Source organism: Isoptericola sp. NPDC057391 (assembly GCF_042668085.1).
Lineage (GTDB): Bacteria > Actinomycetota > Actinomycetes > Actinomycetales > Cellulomonadaceae > Isoptericola.
Genome location: NZ_JBHVBO010000093.1, coordinates 1 through 15,840, shown reverse-complemented (window position 1 = coordinate 15,840; position 15,840 = coordinate 1). Strand labels below are relative to the sequence as shown.

The 15,840-nt window shown below is 76.5% G+C and carries 13 protein-coding genes; 8 read left to right on the top strand and 5 right to left on the bottom strand.

Going from position 1 to position 15,840, the window contains the following annotated elements; translation table 11 throughout:
- The 3 genes from ACFUVW_RS12680 to ACFUVW_RS12670 all read left to right on the top strand — a co-directional run.
- Positions 1 to 1,767 (top strand): IucA/IucC family protein (locus ACFUVW_RS12680; RefSeq protein WP_430571685.1); only part of this gene is annotated, 1,767 nt, incomplete at its 5' end.
- The gene (locus tag ACFUVW_RS12675; RefSeq protein WP_430571684.1) at positions 1,764 to 3,869 is read left to right on the top strand and encodes a penicillin acylase family protein; all 2,106 of its coding nucleotides are present in this window, start codon (positions 1,764 to 1,766) and stop codon (positions 3,867 to 3,869) included. The genes ACFUVW_RS12680 and ACFUVW_RS12675, both read left to right, overlap by 4 nt.
- Positions 3,866 to 4,579, top strand: coding sequence for a GNAT family N-acetyltransferase (locus ACFUVW_RS12670; protein ID WP_430571683.1), 714 nt, complete (start codon positions 3,866 to 3,868; stop codon positions 4,577 to 4,579). The genes ACFUVW_RS12675 and ACFUVW_RS12670 overlap by 4 nt, the downstream gene beginning before the upstream one ends.
- A 7-nt stretch (positions 4,580 to 4,586) precedes the next feature.
- On the opposite strand, the gene ACFUVW_RS12665 is transcribed toward ACFUVW_RS12670, so the two are convergent.
- On the bottom strand, positions 4,587 to 5,723 hold the full coding sequence (locus ACFUVW_RS12665; RefSeq protein WP_430571682.1) for a LacI family DNA-binding transcriptional regulator: 1,137 nt from the start codon (positions 5,721 to 5,723) through the stop codon (positions 4,587 to 4,589).
- A 101-nt stretch (positions 5,724 to 5,824) separates the two neighbouring features.
- Between ACFUVW_RS12665 and ACFUVW_RS12660 the strand changes: the two genes are divergently transcribed.
- The 3 genes from ACFUVW_RS12660 to ACFUVW_RS12650 all read left to right on the top strand — a co-directional run bounded on the left by ACFUVW_RS12660 (position 5,825) and on the right by ACFUVW_RS12650 (position 10,115).
- Positions 5,825 to 7,093 carry an MFS transporter gene (locus ACFUVW_RS12660; RefSeq protein ID WP_430571681.1) on the top strand — a complete coding sequence of 423 codons (1,269 nt, stop codon included), beginning with the start codon at positions 5,825 to 5,827 and terminating at the stop codon, positions 7,091 to 7,093.
- 121 nt (positions 7,094 to 7,214) lie between these two features.
- Positions 7,215 to 8,837 (top strand): Ig-like domain-containing protein, encoded by a 1,623-nt coding sequence (locus tag ACFUVW_RS12655; RefSeq protein WP_430571680.1) that lies wholly within the window; start codon positions 7,215 to 7,217, stop codon positions 8,835 to 8,837.
- Positions 8,838 to 8,891: 54 nt separating this feature from the next.
- Positions 8,892 to 10,115: a UDP-N-acetylmuramate dehydrogenase gene (locus tag ACFUVW_RS12650; protein ID WP_430571686.1), complete on the top strand. Its 1,224-nt coding sequence runs from the start codon at positions 8,892 to 8,894 to the stop codon at positions 10,113 to 10,115.
- Positions 10,116 to 10,128: 13 nt separating this feature from the next.
- On the opposite strand, the gene ACFUVW_RS12645 is transcribed toward ACFUVW_RS12650, so the two are convergent.
- From ACFUVW_RS12645 to ACFUVW_RS12630, 4 genes are all read right to left on the bottom strand, one after another.
- A complete protein-coding gene (locus ACFUVW_RS12645) occupies positions 10,129 to 11,160 on the bottom strand; it encodes a L,D-transpeptidase family protein (protein WP_430571679.1) in 1,032 nt (343 codons plus the stop codon).
- 266 nt (positions 11,161 to 11,426) lie between these two features.
- Positions 11,427 to 11,723 (bottom strand): SHOCT domain-containing protein, encoded by a 297-nt coding sequence (locus ACFUVW_RS12640; protein WP_430571678.1) that lies wholly within the window; start codon positions 11,721 to 11,723, stop codon positions 11,427 to 11,429.
- Positions 11,724 to 11,874: 151 nt separating this feature from the next.
- Positions 11,875 to 12,540: a response regulator gene (locus tag ACFUVW_RS12635; RefSeq protein WP_430571677.1), complete on the bottom strand. Its 666-nt coding sequence runs from the start codon at positions 12,538 to 12,540 to the stop codon at positions 11,875 to 11,877.
- Positions 12,537 to 13,742: a sensor histidine kinase gene (locus tag ACFUVW_RS12630; RefSeq protein ID WP_430571676.1), complete on the bottom strand. Its 1,206-nt coding sequence runs from the start codon at positions 13,740 to 13,742 to the stop codon at positions 12,537 to 12,539. Before ACFUVW_RS12630 ends, ACFUVW_RS12635 begins: the two co-directional genes overlap by 4 nt.
- Before the next feature lie 188 nt (positions 13,743 to 13,930).
- On the opposite strand from ACFUVW_RS12630, the gene ACFUVW_RS12625 reads away from it, so the two are divergent.
- Together ACFUVW_RS12625 and ACFUVW_RS12620 are read left to right on the top strand one after the other, a co-directional pair.
- Entirely contained in the window at positions 13,931 to 15,265 is a 1,335-nt protein-coding gene (locus ACFUVW_RS12625; protein WP_430571675.1) for a phosphotransferase, read from the top strand.
- A gap of 107 nt (positions 15,266 to 15,372) precedes the next feature.
- On the top strand, positions 15,373 to 15,786 hold the full coding sequence (locus tag ACFUVW_RS12620) for a hypothetical protein (protein WP_430571674.1): 414 nt from the start codon (positions 15,373 to 15,375) through the stop codon (positions 15,784 to 15,786).
- Positions 15,787 to 15,840: the final 54 nt, after the last annotated feature.

Here is a 15,840-nt window from a genome sequence, read left to right as displayed (position 1 = left end):
GTTTCGCCCACCGAACCGGGCCACGATCACACCCACAACGTGGGGGCGGGAGGACGAGGCCGTTTCGTGCTCGCGCTCGACGGCGTGACGTACCGGTTCGCCGCACGCACGTTCGCGCTGGAGCACTGGGTGGTGGACCCGGCGTCGATCACGCGCAGGGCATCGTCCGGCGCCGAGCTGCCCGTGGACGTGCTGGAGCTCGTGGCCGAGCTGCAGCCGCTGCTGCAGATCCCCGACGACCTCGGGGCGACCTACCTCGAGGAGCTGTCGTCGACCCTCGCCGCGGCGTGCGCCAAGCGGGAGCGCGAGCTGGCGGGTGCGTCACCGCAGGTCCCCGAGCTGCTGTCCGCCCTCGCCCCCGAGCAGGTCGACGACGGCGACGACGACCGCCGCCGGGCCGATGCGTTCCAGGCCGCCGAGGCCGCGATGACGGAGGGCCACCCCGGCTTCCTCGCGAACAACGGTCGCATCGGGTTCTCCCTCGACGACTACCGCGCCTACGCGCCCGAGCGGGGCGAGCGGCTCCGCCTGGTGTGGCTGGCGGCACGGCGCGAGCACACCCACCTCGCCGTGGGCGCCGGCCTCACCGAGCAGGCGCTCTACGACGACGAGCTGTCCGGCGCCGAGCGCGCCGCGTTCGCCGGCCGCCTCGCCGCACGCGGCCTGGACCCGGCCGAGTACCTGTACCTGCCCGTGCACCCGTGGCAGTGGCAGCACCGCGTGCCGATCACGTTCGCCGCGGACGTCGCGCGCGGCGACCTCGTGCCGCTGGGCCCGGGCGCCGACGAGTACCAGCCGCAGCAGTCGATCCGCACGATGTTCAACCGCACCCGCCCGGAGCGGCACTACGTCAAGGTGGCGCTCGCGATCCAGAACATGGGCTTCCTGCGCGGCCTGTCCCCGGCGTACATGCGCGCGACGCCGGCCATCAACGACTGGGTGGCCGGCGTCGTCGAGGGCGACCCCACGCTGCGCGCCGCCGGGTTCGGCGTGCTGCGCGAGCGCGCGTCGGTCGGGTACACCGGCGACGTCTACCACCGCACCGCACTCCCCAGCGCGCACCGCAAGATGCTCGCGGCGCTCTGGCGCGAGTCGCCCCTGCCGCGCACGGCGCGGGGGGAGCGGCTCGCCACGATGGCGAGCCTGCTGCACCGCGACGCGTCGGGCCGGTCGCTCGCCACCGCCCTGGTGCGGGAGTCGGGGATCGCGCCCGAGGCGTGGCTGCGCGCCTACCTCGACGCCTACCTGTACCCGCTGGTGCACTGCCTGCGCGCGCACGACCTGGCGTTCATGCCGCACGGCGAGAACGTGGTGCTCGTGCTGCGCGACGGCGTGGTGCGGCGGGTGCTCATGAAGGACATCGGGGAGGAGGTCGCGGTCCTCAGCGAGCGTTCCCTGCCCTCCGGCGTCGAGCGGGTGCAGTCGGTGGTGGACGACGAGGAGAAGGCGCTCGCGATCTTCACCGACGTGTTCGACGGCGTGCTGCGCCATCTCGCCGGCATCCTCGCGGTGGAGGGCGTGCTCGCGGAGGGCCGGTTCTGGGCCGTCGTGGCGGACGTCGTGGACCGGCACGCGGCCGAGCACCCCGACCTCGCCCCGCGCGCGGGACGGGGCGTCGACCTGCGGGTGCCGCGGTTCGCGCACTCGTGCCTTAACCGGCTGCAGCTGCGCAACACGCTGCAGATGGTCGACCTCACCGACCAGTCCGCCTCCCTGCTGTACGCAGGGACGATGGCCAACCCCGTCTCCCGCCCGGGCACCCCGTGAGCCGACCCTTCGAGCTGTTCCGCGACGACCTGGGCGTGCCGCACGTGCGGGCGGGCTCGGAGGCGGACCTGGCGTACGGGCAGGGCTACGTCACCGCGCTGGACCGAGGCTGGCAGCTCGAGGTCGACCGCTGGTACGGCGAGGGCCGGCTCGCCGCGCGGGTCGGACCGGCCGGGCTCGAGTGGGACCGGTTCGCCGTCAGGGTGCGCCTCGCGGACACGACGCGCCGGGTCTGGGAGGCGCTCGCGGAGCCCGAGCGGGCGTGGCTCGCCGCGTACGCCGACGGGGTGCGCGCCGGGCTCGACGCCGGCGGGCGGGACACCCCGGAGCGCGCCGAGCTCGCGCGTGCCCTCGGCGGCGACTCGCTGCCCGACGACGAGCCCTGGCGGCCCTGGACGCCGGTCGGCACGTTCCTGGTGCACCACGTGCTGTTCAGCGGGTTCCCGCACCTGCTGTGGCGCGAGCACGTGGCGCGCACGCTCGGCCCGGCCCTGGGCGGCGCGGCTGTCGGCTGGTGGGGCGAGCGCGACGGCGGCACGGGCGGCCCGTCGTCGGGGTCCAACGCGTGGGCGCTGCCCGGCTCGCGGACGGCGTCCGGCGCGCCGCTGCTCGCCGGCGACCCGCACCGGCTGCTCGAGCTGCCCGGGGTGTACCAGCAGGTGCGGCTCGCGCGCCCCGGCCACGACGTCGTCGGGCTGGCGTTCCCCGGCATCCCCGGGGTGCTGCACTTCGGGCACGCCGAGAGCCCCGACGGGACGGTCGCGTGGGGCGTCACCAACGCGATGGCGCACCACGTCGAGCTGGTCGCGGAGGGCTGCGACGCCGCGGCGGCGGGGGCGCGGGTGGTCGCGCAGGGCTCCGAGACCGTGCCGGTCCGGGGCGGCGGGCCCGTCGTCGTCCGGTGGGCGGAGACGCCCCGCGGCCCGCTCGTCACGGACCGGCACAGCCTCCGCTGGCCCGTGCGCGTCACCGCGGACGCCGGCGTGGCCGCCTGGCGCGCGCTCCAGCACGCGCGCACGGCGCGCGACGTCGCGGCCGCGTTCGCCGACTGGGTCGACCCCGTGGACCGCGTCCTCGCCGCCGACTCCACCGGCGAGGTGCTGCGTCTCACCGCGGGCCTCGTGCCGGAGGTGCCGCCGTCGGGCCGCGTCGTCCCGGCGACCGACCGCGCCGCACCGGGGTGGCGCAAGCTGCCCCCGCCGGCCGTCGTGACCGACGTCGCGGTGGACGCCAACCACCGCCCGTCCCGGGCGGAGCACGACCTCGGCCACGCCTATGCCCCGCACCGCGCCGACCGCGTGCGAGCACTGCTCGCCGACCCGCCGCCCGACGGCGAGACCGCCGAGTCCCAGGACCGCGTGCTCGCCGACACCCAGGACGGCGGCGCGGCCGAGCTCGTCGCCCGGCTCCCGTCGGCCGGACCCGGCGGGGCCACCGGCCCCGCCGACCGGCTGCGCGCCTGGGTGCTCTCGGGCGCGGCGATGGACGCCGACGACCCGGACGCCGCGCTGTTCGCCCGCTGGCGGCACGCGCTCGTGCGCCGCGTCGCGGCCGACCCGGCGCTCGCCCCGCTGCACGAACCCCACGGCCTGCCCGCGGTCTTCGCGCCGTGGCTCGACGTCGTCGCGCGCGTCGGTGACGCGCTCGCGGCGATCCTCGCCTCGGGAGTCGTCGACGGCGCCCGGCTGGCCGCCGAGGCGCTCACGGACCTCGACGACTCGGGCGCGACGTGGGGCGACCTGCACCGCCTCGCCCCGCTGCACGCGCTGGGCCTGGTCCCGGGCGCGACGGCGCCCGAGGTGCCGGCGGAGCACGCGCGGCCGCTGAGCGGCGCGCGGGACGCCGTCCGGTGCACGGCCGGCGTGCCCGGCGTGACCCACGCCGTCGTGCACGGGTCGGTCGCGCGCTGGGTGTGGGACCTGGGCGACCGGCGACGCAGCCGCTGGGGCGTGCCGTTCGGCGCCTCCGGCGACCCGCGCTCGCCGCACTTCGCCGACCAGCACCCCGCGTGGGCCGACGCCCGCACCGTCCCGATCGAGACCGACTGGGCGCGGCTGCGCCCCGAGCCCCTGCCGACCCGACGCCCCCCGGAGGACCGATGACGACCGACCACCCGACCGCGCCTTCGACCGCGCCCTCGACCGCGCCGTCTGCCGACCCGGCAGGAGCGTCCGACCGGCTGCTGTCCGGCGCGCGCGGCGCGGAGGTGTGGCGCGCCGACGTCCCGGGCGCGGGGACGGTCACCGCCCACGTGCTGGACCCGGTGGCCGACCTCGAGGTGCTGCACGCGTGGGTCAACCGCCCGCACGCCGGGTTCTGGGGCCTGGCGGGCCTGAGCCGCGAGGACCTGCGCGCCACGTACGCGTTCGTCGACTCCCTCCCGACCCACCACGCCTACCTGGTGCGCTGGGACGGCGAGCCGGTCGTCCTGGTGCAGCTGTACCACCCGGAGGACGACCCCGTCTCGACCGCCTACGACGTGCAGCCCGGCGACCTGGGCATGCACTTCTTCAAGGGCGGCGACGGGCCCGCCGCGCGCCACGGGGTGGCGCCGTGGGCCGTGGTCGGCCCGGCCGTGCTCGCCTTCGCGTTCGCCCGGCCGGGCACGCGCCGCCTGGTCGGGGAGCCGGACGCCCGCAACCGGTCCGCCGTCGCCCGCATGACCGACTTCGGTTTCGAGGCCGCCGGCACCGTGCGCTTCGAGTCCCCGCAGGGGCCGAAGGAGGCGGTGCTGGCGTTCTGCCCGCGGGAGCGCGCCGAGGGCCTCGTGGCCGCCGCGCTCGGGACGGGACCGTCCGCGCCGGAGGGCTAGGCGGAGCTCAGGCCTGCGGGTCGGCGGGGCGGACGACGTCGGGCACCGTGCCGGTCGTCGTGCCGGGCACGAGCTCGACGGGCAGCGTGGTGCAGGTCGGCTCCTCGCCGGCCAGCACGCCCAGCACGGCGCGGCCGAGCGCGGCGCCCTTGGCCTGCAGCGGCTGGTGCACGCTGGTGAGCACGTCGGGGGAGAGCCACGGCAGGTCGATGCCGTCGAAGCCGGCGACGGAGACGTCCTCGGGGACGCGCAGCCCCAGCTCGCGGGCGGCGATGACGGCGCCCGCGGCGAGCAGGTCGGAGTGGGCGACGATCGCCGTCGGGCGCTCCGTCTCGGGCACCCAGGCGCCGAGGATCTCCGTGGCGGCGTCGCGCCCGTGCTCGACGAGCGACGCGGGCGTCTCCCACGAGATCACGGGCTCGACGGCGTCCCGTACCCCTGCGAGGCGGTGCCGCGTCGAGGTGCGGTCCGCCTGCGCGAGGCGGGCGGCGTCGATCGGGCCGGACCGCTCCGCGGCGTCCAGGGGCAGCGTGATCTCCGCGATGCGGGTGTGCCCCAGCTCCTGCAGGTGCCGCACGGCGAGGCCCGTGCCCTTCCGGTCGTCCAGCGCGACGAGCGGCGCGCCCTCGACGCGGCCGCCCTCGCCGACGACGACCGGCACGTCGCGGCGGCGCAGGGCCGCGAGGGTCGCGTCGTCCGTGAGCACGCCCCACACGAGCACGGCCACGTCCATCGCCGCGGACTCCAGCAGGGGGTCGACGACGGGGACGGGCGGGGCCTCGTCGCCCTCGCCCCTCGGGCCGGCGACCGCGCGCACGCCGGGGATGAGCAGCACGCCCAGGCCCTCGGTGCCGAGCACGTCCACGAGCCCGTCGAGGACCTTGACCGCCACCGGGTCGCGGAACGCCCGGCCGGGCTGGTCGCCGAGGACGACGCCCACGATGCCGGAGCGGCCGGACCGCAGCTGGCGCCCGAGCGGGTTGGGGCCGGAGTAGCCCAGCTCGGCAGCGGCGGCGAGCACCTTGTCGCGCGTCTCGGCGGTGATCGGTCCCGCGCCCGAGAACGCCAGGGACGCGGTGGAGACCGACACGCCCGCGAGCTCGGCCACCCGCGCGAGGGTCGGTCGGGCGTTGCTGCGGCCCATGGGGCTCCTTCCGGCGAGGTCCGGGGCGAAGCCTACCCGCGATGACCGGCGCTGGCTCGAATCGATTTGACCCGCGTGGCGGAATCCGGAAGCGTCGGACCGTGAGCACCGACCTGCCGCCCGAGCGCCGCACCGCGCCGACGCCGCACGCCGTGCGCGCCGCGTGGGCCGTCTTCGTCGTCTTCGTCGTTGCGGGTATCGGCATGGCCACGTGGGCCTCCCGCATCCCGGCGGTGCGCGACGGCCTCGGCTTCTCGGAGGCGGAGATGGGCGTGCTGCTGCTCACCGGCGCCATCGGCTCGCTCGTCGCGCTGCCGCTGTCGGGCATGATCGCCTCGCGCATCGGCGCCGGCCGCACCTGCGTGTCGTTCGCCGCGCTCGCGGCCGCCGGCTTCGCCGTCGCCACCCTCGCCGTCGAGGGCGACCACGCGATGCTGGTGCGCGTCGGCCTCTTCCTCGGCGGCATGGGCGTGGGCATCTGGGACGCGGCGATGAACCTCGAGGGCGCCGTCGTCGAGCAGCGCCTGGGCAGGTCCGTCATGCCGCGCTTCCACGCAGGCTTCTCCCTCGGCACCGTCGCGGGCGCGGGCATCGGCGCCGTCGCGGCGCACGCCGGCGCCTCGCTGCCCGGGCACGTCATCACCGTGATGGTGATCGACCTGCTGGTGGTCGTGGCCTGCGTGCGGTTCTTCGAGCCGACGGCGGACGCCGCGGCCGCGGGCGCGCCCGCGCCGGACCCGCAGGCCGACCCGGCCACCGCCGTCGACACGGGCACCGGCCACACCCTGCGCGACACCCTGGCGACCTGGCGCGAGGCGCGGACGCTGCTGGTCGGGCTGGTCGTCCTGGCGGCCGCGCTCACGGAGGGCGCCGCGAACGACTGGGTCAGCCTGGCCGTCGTCGACGGCTTCGGCACCGACGACTCCGTCGGCGCGATCGGCCTGGCGATCTTCCTGTGCGCGATGACGCTCGCGCGGCTCGCGGGCACCTCGCTCATCGACCGGTACGGCCGGGTGACCATGCTGCGCGTGTGCGGCGCCGCGGCCCTCGTGGGCGTCGTCGTGTTCGCGCTCGTGCCGACGCTGTGGGTGGCGCTCGCGGGCGTCGCGGTCTGGGGCGCGGGCGCGGCACTCGGGTTCCCGCTGGGCATGTCCGCCGCCTCTGACGACCCGAAGCGGGCCGCGCTGCGTGTCTCCGTCGTCTCGACCGTCGGGTACTCGGCGTTCTTCGTCGGCCCCGCGCTCATCGGCTTCCTCGCCGAGCACGTCGGCTACCGCGACGCCCTGCTGGTGCTGGCGGTGCCGGTGGCGGTGGGCCTGCTGGTCGCGGGGGCCGCGAAACCGCTGGACGCGGCGCGCGAGCCGGCCTGAACCGCCGTCCGGCGCAGGTCGCGCGCAGCGTCGCGAGCGGGTGAAGTTTCTCGACGGGACGAATGCCCCATCACTACGATCTCGGTCACCGACGACGGCGACAGGGGCGAGGATGACGGGCGTGTTCAGGACGGGGCCGGCGGCGCCCGGCGTGGGAGGAGCGCCGGGACGGACGAGGCTGGTCGCCGCGTGGACGGCGTTCCTCGTCGCGGCGGTCACGCTGGTCGTCGGGCCGCCCGCGACGGCGGCGACCGAGCCGGACGGCCGGGCGCCCACCACCGTCGAGGCGCAGCAGCTCGACACCTGGTGGGAGGGTGGGCGCCTCGAGCTCTCCCTCGCGGTGACCGCCGCCGACGGGGCAGCTGTCGACCGCGGGTACGTCCGTGTCAGCGTCGACGGCCAGGGCCTCCGTGCCGCGTTCCTGCCGACCGACCGCCTGCAGTTCCCGGCGCTGCCGCTGAGCCCGGGACCGCACGAGGTCCGCCTGGAGTACTCGGGGAGCCCGGAGCTCGCGCCGTCCGAGTGGACGGGCACGCTCGACGTGGTGGCGGGCACCGTCCCGTCCAGCGTGACGATCGACGCCCCGGACACGGAGGAGTACGGGACAGCGGCGACCGCGACGGTGACCGTCCGCGCGGGCGGTGCGCCCGCCGAGGGCACCGTCGCGCTGCTCTGGGACGGCGGCCTCCGCCCGGTGACCACCGCCGTGCTGACCGGGGGCGCCGCCACGCTCACCCTGCCGGTGGTGGACCCGGGGCGGTACGCCTACGAGGTGGCCTACTACGGCGGCCAGGGGGTCGTGCCGTCGCGCGCGAGCGGGTCGCTCGTGATCGAACGGACCCAGCGCCGGCTCCAGGTGTGGTCGAACGAGGTCCAGGACGACGGCCTCTGGTACACGATCAGCCGGACGATGGAGGTGAACGTCTACGTGCCCGACCTCTATCGTCTCGACGCCGACGTCTCTCTCTACGACGGGTCTCGCCTGATCCGCCGGGCGCACGTGGACAGCACCTACACGGCTGCGCACAGCTTTCGGCTGAAGGCCAGCGAGCTGACGACCGGGAAGCACACGCTGGTCGCGAAGGTCACGGGATCGCCGTACGTGGAGGACATGCGCGCCACGATGGCCGTCACGGTCCGCAAGGACCGGGCGGCGGTGTCGATCGAGCGCGGAGCGTCGCCGTGGGTCTGGGGCAAGGCGCACAAGCTCCGGGTGTACGCGGTGTCGGAGGATCCCTGGGAGGACGCCCCTGTGCCCCGCGGGACGGTCACGGTGTACCACGGCACGAAGAAGGTCGGGCGGGCTGCGGTCGACGGCGACGGGGCCATGACGATCACCCTCGGGGCGAAGTCGCTCCCCCCGGGAAAGGCGAGGTTGCGTGCCGTCTACACCGGTGACGGGATCTACTACGGCAGGACGGCGTACCGCACGATCCGGGTGGCGAAGGCGCACACGAAGACGTCGGCCACGCTCGTGGACAGGTCCCTCCGAGGAGCGCAGCGTGGCAAGGTCAAGGTGGTCGTCAAGGCATGGCCGGCCGTGGCGTCGACCGGCACGCTCGTGGTGAAGGTCGACGGGAAGGCCGTCAGGACCGTGCGGCTCGCGAAGAACGACAAGGGACGGCGGACCATCGTGCTGCCGAGAGTCGCTCGGGGGCACCACTGGTTCACCGTCCACTACCGGGCGACGTCGACGACGAAGGCGTCCCAGTCCCGCAACGCGAACTACTTCACGGTCCGCTGAGCGGGAACCCTGCCGAGGGCCGCAGGGGATCCGCCGTACCCTGGGTGGGTGAGCCTGGAGACGTCCCGCACGACCACCGCCCCGCCCGCAGGCAGCCCCGGCGCAGCCCCGAGCCTCTCCGAGCTCACGACGCTGCGCGTCGGTGGCCCGGTCGACGAGTACGTCGAGGCGGAGTCCGAGGCGGAGCTGATCGACGCGGTGCGCGCCGCGGACGACGCCGGGCGGCCGCTGCTGGTGATCGGCGGCGGCTCCAACCTGCTGGTCGCCGACGAGGGGTTCGCCGGCGTCGTCGTGCGCGACGTGCGCCAGGGCCTCGACGCCGACCTCGAGGACTCCTGCGGCACCGACGGCGCGTGCGGCGGCGCGAGCCTGCGCCTGCCCGCCGGCCAGGACTGGGACGCCTTCGTGGCCGAGGCCGTCGCGAACGAGTGGGTGGGCGTCGAGGCGCTGTCCGGCATCCCGGGCACCGTCGGCGCCGCCCCCGTGCAGAACATCGGCGCGTACGGCCAGGAGGTGTCCGGCGTCGTCGCGTCGGTGGTCACCTGGGACCGGGCCACCGGGAGCCGCAAGACCTTCCCGCTCAGCGGGCTGGGCTTCGGGTACCGCACGTCGCTGCTCAAGCGGACCATGCGCGCCGACGGCGGCGAGGGCTCGCCGTGGTACCCCACGCCGCGGTACGTGGTGCTCGAGGTGAACCTGCAGATGCGGCTCGGCAGCCTGTCGGCGCCCGTCGGCTACGGCGAGCTGGCCCGGCGTCTCGGCGTCGAGGTGGGACAGCGGGCGCCGTCGGCCGAGGTGCGCGAGGCCGTGCTGGAGCTGCGCGGCGGCAAGGGCATGCTGCTGGACGGCGTGGGCGTCGCGCCCGGCGCCGGGCAGGGGCCCGATCACGACCGCTGGTCCGCCGGCTCGTTCTTCACCAACCCGGTGCTGCCGGCTGAGGCCGCGGACGAGCTGCCCGCGGACGCGCCCCGCTTCGCCGTGCGCTCCGCGACGCCGCAGTCGACCGTGAGCCCGAGCCTCGGCGTCGTCGACCCGACGCTCGTGAAGACGAGCGCCGCCTGGCTCATCGAGCACGCCGGCTTCACCAAGGGCTTCGGGCTGGCGGGCGAGCACAGCCCGGCACGCCTGTCGACGCGGCACACCCTCGCGCTGACCAACCGCGGCGGCGCGACGGCGGCCGACCTCGTGGCCCTCGCCCGCACCGTGCGCGACGGCGTCCGCGACGCCTTCGGCATCGACCTCGAGCCCGAGCCGGTCCTGGTCGGCACCGCCCTGTGACGCGAGGTCGGGGTCAGTAGAGGATGACCGGGGTGCCCTTCGGGAAGCCCCACGAGTCCCACAGCCAGCTGATCGCGGCGTTGGAGACGCGCACGCACCCGTGCGACGCGGGGTAGGGCGGGATCGACGGCGAGCCGTGCACGGCGTACCCGCCGGAGAAGTACTTGGGCCGGTACATCGACCCGAGCTCGAGCGTGGACTCGTGCATGCCGTTGCGCTCCATGTACACCGCGAAGGAGCCGCGCGGCGTCGTCGCGTGATAGGTGCGGCCCTTGGCTTCGTACGTGTCGCCGTTGCCCGACGACGCGTTGATGATCCGGGTGACCTTCCCGTCCTCGACGGTCATGAGCAGCTGCTTGTCGAGGTCGATCTCGATCGCCTTGCCGGACGACGACTGCGCCTGCGGCCGGACGCCGTCGTCCAGCGCGGCCTGCGTCTTGGGCCCGACGACGCCGTCGCGGTACTGCCCGGCGGCCTTCTGCAGCGCCCACACGGCCTGCTGCGTGGCGGGGCCGAAGCTGCCGTCGGCGTCCTGGAGGAAATAGCCCAGCTCCTGCAGCCGCTCCTGCAGCGCGACGACCCGCTCGCCCGAGTCGCCGTACTCGAGCATCCTGTCGCGCTCCTCGGCGGCCTTCTTCTCCGCCGCCTCCTGCTCGGCCTGCTCCTTCGCGGCGGCCTCCTCGGCGGCCTTCTTCTCGGCGGCCTTCTTCTCCTCGGCCTTCTTCGCCTTCTCCGCGGCCTTCTTCTCGGCCGCCTCCTGCTCCGCGGCGGCCTTGTCCGCGGCCTCCTGCTCGGCCTGTTCCTTCTCCGCGGCCTCGCGGGCGGCCTGCTCCTGCGCGTGCTGGTCGGCGCGGCCCTGCGCGTCGTCGGACGCCGACCCGGCGCCGTCCTCGGACGTGGACGCGGAGGCCGTCGGGGCCGCGCCCGGCTCGGGCTCGGTCTCGCCGGACAGCGGCGCGCACCCGGCGAGGGCCAGGGCGAGCACCACCGGCACGCCGACGACCGACGCCGCCAGGCGTCGCCTCAGGCTGGGAACCGTTCGCATGGAGCCCCTTCCGCGCCGTCGGCGCACCAGGCGCGCCGCGGGGTACTACCGTGCCCCGCGGGTGCCGGGAACGCGACCGCAGCGCTCCGGTCGTGTCGTGATCGTCACCGTGTCGTGACCTGTCGTCTGCCGTTCACCTGCTCAGACGCACGACGGGGCGAGAACGTTGTGGCGCTCACACGACCGACCGACGCCTTCCAGCAAGCGATCTCCCGCGCCATCGGGGCCGATGACGCGAGAGATCGCTTGCTCGAAGGCGGGCGCGGTCAGCGGCGGTCCTCCTTGAGGACGGCGAGCCGCTGCCGGTACTCCGCCTCGTCGATCTCGCCCCGGGCGTACCGCTCGCCCAGGACGTCGACGCCGCCCGCGCCGCCGCGGGCCCACGGCGGGCCGTACCGGCGCGCGCGGCGGGCGATCAGGAAGACGACGGTGGCGAAGAGCAGGAACCACAGGATCGGGAAGACGATCCACCAGCCCGGCCCGCCGCCGGCGGCGTACGGGTGCCCCATCTCGGCTGCGGAGGCGACCGCAGGGGCGGCGATCGCGGTGGCGGTGGTGAGCATCGTGGACTCCTCGTGACGGTGGGCCCGCCCGGTGCGAACCCTGCGTCACCACCGTCGCGCGGCGGGGTGGGCCGCGTCGTCAGCCCGCCGTACCGACCTCGGTCGTCCCCTCGTGCCGCCCCCGGCGCCGGCCGCCTGTCCGGTGCGCGGGTCAGGCGGTCCAGCCGGGGCGGACGACGCCGCCCTCGTACGCCGCGACGACGAGCTGCGCGCGGTCGCGGGCGCCGAGCTTCGCCATGACGCGCGAGACGTGCGTCTTGACGGTCGACTCCGACAGGTACAGGGCGCGCGCGATCTCGTCGTTGGACAGGCCGCCGGCGACCTCGACGAGCACCTCGCGCTCGCGGGCGGTGAGGTCGTCGAGGCCGGGTGGGGGCGGCACGTCGCGGGTGGCGTCGGCGACCTGGGCGAGCAGACGGCGGGTGACGCCGGGGGACAGCAGCGCGTCCCCCGCTGCCGCCACGCGGACGGCGCGCACGAGGTCGGCGGGCTCCGTGTCCTTGACGAGGAAGCCGCTCGCCCCGCCGCGGATGGCCTCGGCCACGTACTCGTCCAGCTCGAACGTCGTCACGACCACGACGTGCACGTCGCCGGCGCCGGGGTCCGCCACGATGCGCCGGGTCGCCTCCAGCCCGTCCGCGCCGGGCATCCGCACGTCCATGAGCACGACGTCGGGCCGCAGCTGCAGCGCCAGACGCACCGCCTCGTCGCCGGTCGCGGCCTCGCCCACCACGGTCATGTCGGCCTCGGCGTCCAGCAGCGCGCGGAAGCCGCCGCGCACCAGCGCCTGGTCGTCGGCCAGCAGCACCCGGATCATGCGTCCTCCTGCGACACGGGGGTGGGCCACGGGATGGTCGCGGAGACGGCGAACCCGCGCGGGCCGGGCCCGGCGTCGAGCGTGCCGCCCGCGCCCTCGACGCGCTCGCGCATGCCGCGCAGGCCGTAGCCGGACGCGTCCCCGTCGGGCGCCTCGGCCGGCCCGCCGTCGTCGTCCACCGTGACGCGCAGGAGGTCGTCGTCGCGGGCGATGCGCACGACGACGGTCCGCGCCCTCGTCGCGTGCCGGCCCACGTTGGTGAGGGACTCCTGGACCACGCGGTAGGCCACGCCGGCGACGTGCGCGGGCGGCGCGCCCGGGGGCCGGAGCGCGGGGTCGACGTCGAAGCGCACGGTCACTCCGCGGGCGCGCAGCGGCTCCGCCAGGCGGGGGAGGGCGGCGAGGTCCCAGGTGGGGGTGCGGGGCCCGGGAGCGTCGGACGCCGGGGCGTCGGCTGCCGCGCCGCCGTCCTCGCCGCGGACGACGCCGAGCACGGCGCGCACCTCGTCGAGCGCGTCGCGGCTCGTGGACTTGATGGAGGCGAGCGCGGAGCGCGCCTGCGCGACGTCCCGGTCCAGGAGGTGCAGCCCGACGCCCGCCTGCACGTTGATGGCGGACAGGGAGTGCGCGAGGACGTCGTGCAGCTCGCGCGCGATGCGGAGGCGTTCGGTGGCGACGGCGGTCCGCTCCCGGTCGGCACGGGCGGCCCGCCAGGCGGCGGCCCGCGCGAGCCGTTCGCGGATGCCGGTCGCGACCAGCAGCGCGACGGCGGTCCAGGCGGCGCCGCCGAGCAGGCCGCCGACGCGGGTCCCGTCGTCGCGCAGGGCTGCCGCGGCCACCACGGCGCCCCACAGCAGCACGGCGCCCGACCACGCGACGACGCGGGCCCGGCGAGCGGGGCCGGTGAGGAGCACCATGACCAGGACGCCGACCGTGCCGCCCAGCGCCGGGCCCCACGCGTAGCCGAGCGCGAGGTACGTGCCGACCGCGCCGACCGCCAGCAGCACCGCGGGGACGGGGCGGCGGGGGAGCGTGAGCAGCACGACCGGCCCGACGAGCGCGAGCCCCAGCCCCAGCGCGTCGATGTCACGCGCGCCCGCCTGCCAGTGCGACGCCCCGAGCGTCCCGAACGTCACGACGACGGCCAGCGCCACCGCGAGGAACAGCCGGGGGCGCCACCGGTCGAGCGGGCCGCGGTCCATGCCGGGCACGCTACGCCGCGGGGCTCTCCCGCGCGTCCGACCGGGGTGCCGTGCCGGGTGGGCCCGGGGGACGACACCGGGGACCGGCGCAAGGGGACGCCCCGCCGTCCCCGGCCGGCGGGTCCTCGATGAGAGACCTCTCATCGGCGTCTCACCCCGCGCACGCGCGGGTCCCGTCGGATGGTGCCGTGCCGCCCACGAGCCCCGTCCTGACCGGTCCCACCCCGTCCGGCCCCACCCCGACCTCGCCGGCGGACCACCGCGCCTGGCTCGAGATGCTCACCGGGGAGGCGGCCGCGGACGTCCTGGGCGCGGCGCTCGCGGCGGACGGCGCCGCGCTCGAGTCGTGGTCCGTGCGACAGGTGCACGCGCGCCCCGGGGCCGAGGTCACCGTGGCGTACGACGTCGTCGCCGGGCGCGAGGTCGACGGGCGGCCCGTCCGCGCGGCTGAGCACCTGTTCGCGACCAGCGCCCGCGCGTCCGCGTTCCGCCGCGCCCGCGGCGGCCGGGACGGCGACCTCGGCCCCGGCGTCGTGCGCCTCGACGACGGCGGGCGCACGGTGCACGTGTGGCGTCACCCGCACGACCCTGCCCTGCCGGGTCTCGAGGCGGGCAGCACGCCCGACCAGGTCGCCCAGCGGCTGCGCGCCTCGGGAGGCTCCGCGCCGTTGCTGTCCCTGGAGACCGTGACCTACCGCCCGCTGCGCCGGGCGGTGCTGCGGGCGCGCACGAGCGACGGCGCCGCGTATGTCAAGGTGGTGCGCCCGACGCGGGTGGACGACCTCGTGCGGCGGCACGCGCTCTTCGCCGCGCGCCCGGGCGGCGTCGCCGCGCCGCGGGTCCGGTCCTGGTCCGCCGACGGTGTCGTGCTGCTCGACGAGGTGCCGGGGGAGTCGGTGGTCGAGCTCGTCGCGCGCACGCCCTCTGCCGACCAGCCCGCCGCCGTCGACCCGGCCGAGCTGCTGCGGGTCGCGACGGCGCTGCCGCGCGCCGGCCTCGCCCTGCCGCGCCGCCCGGCGTGGGCCGACCGGTCGGCCCACTACCTGGGCGCGCTCGCTACCGTGCACGGCGTCGACGCCGACCGGCTCGCCCGGCTGCGCGACGCGATCGACGCGGTCGTCGCGGCGGGCGACCCCGGCCCCCTCGTGGTGACGCACGGCGATCTGCACGCCGGCAACCTGCTGCTGGAGCCCACCGCCGGGCACCGCCCGCGCGTCGGCGCCGTGCTCGACGTCGACACGCTCGGGCCGGGCCACCTCGTGGACGACCTCGCGTGCGCCGTCGCGCACCTGGCCGTGCTCCCGACGCTCGACCCGCGCGCGTACGCGGGCGTGGGCGGGCTGGTGGAGCGCTGCCTCGACGTCTTCGGCCGCGCGGTGGAGCCGGCCCTGCTGCGCGTCCGGGCCGCCGCCGTCGTCGTCTCGCTCGCCGCGGGCGCGGAGGACGCGGGGGTCGTGGAGGCGTTCCTCGGCGTCGCCGAGCGCCTCGCCGACCAGCCCACCGCACAGGCGGCCGCAGTCTGAGAGCCCTCTCATCCACGCCTCCCGGCCCTCTCACGCTGGGCGCCGAGGCTGGGGACCAGTCGGCGGGAAGGACCCGCCAGGAACCATCCGGACGAAGGAGCACCACGATGAAGGCACGCAGCGCATGGATCGTCACGGGCGCGCTGGGCGCGGTCGGTCTGGGCGCCGGCGTCGCCGCGGCCGAGGGCACGTTCGACCGCACGCCGGCGGACGCGGTCGTCGCGTCCGCGGTCCAGGTGGGCGACGACGGCGCCGCCTCGGCGCAGCCCGCGGCGGCCGCCGGCCCGTCCCCGGCGGCCACGGCGAACGGCACGTCGATCACGACCGTCACGGCGGGGTCGGTCGCCACGCCGACGACGGCGCCGACCACGCAGAGCGCGAACACCGCGCCGTCCGCCCAGACCGCCCAGACCGCTCAGACGGCCCCGACGGCTCCGACCGCGCAGACCGCCGCGTCCCCGGTCAGCCCCGTCACCCCGCAGTCCGCCACGACCGCGCCGACGGCCGCCTCCGCGGACTGACCCCCGGCAACGCATCGAGCGTGCTGAATTGATCCTCATATCCCAGTCTTGAGG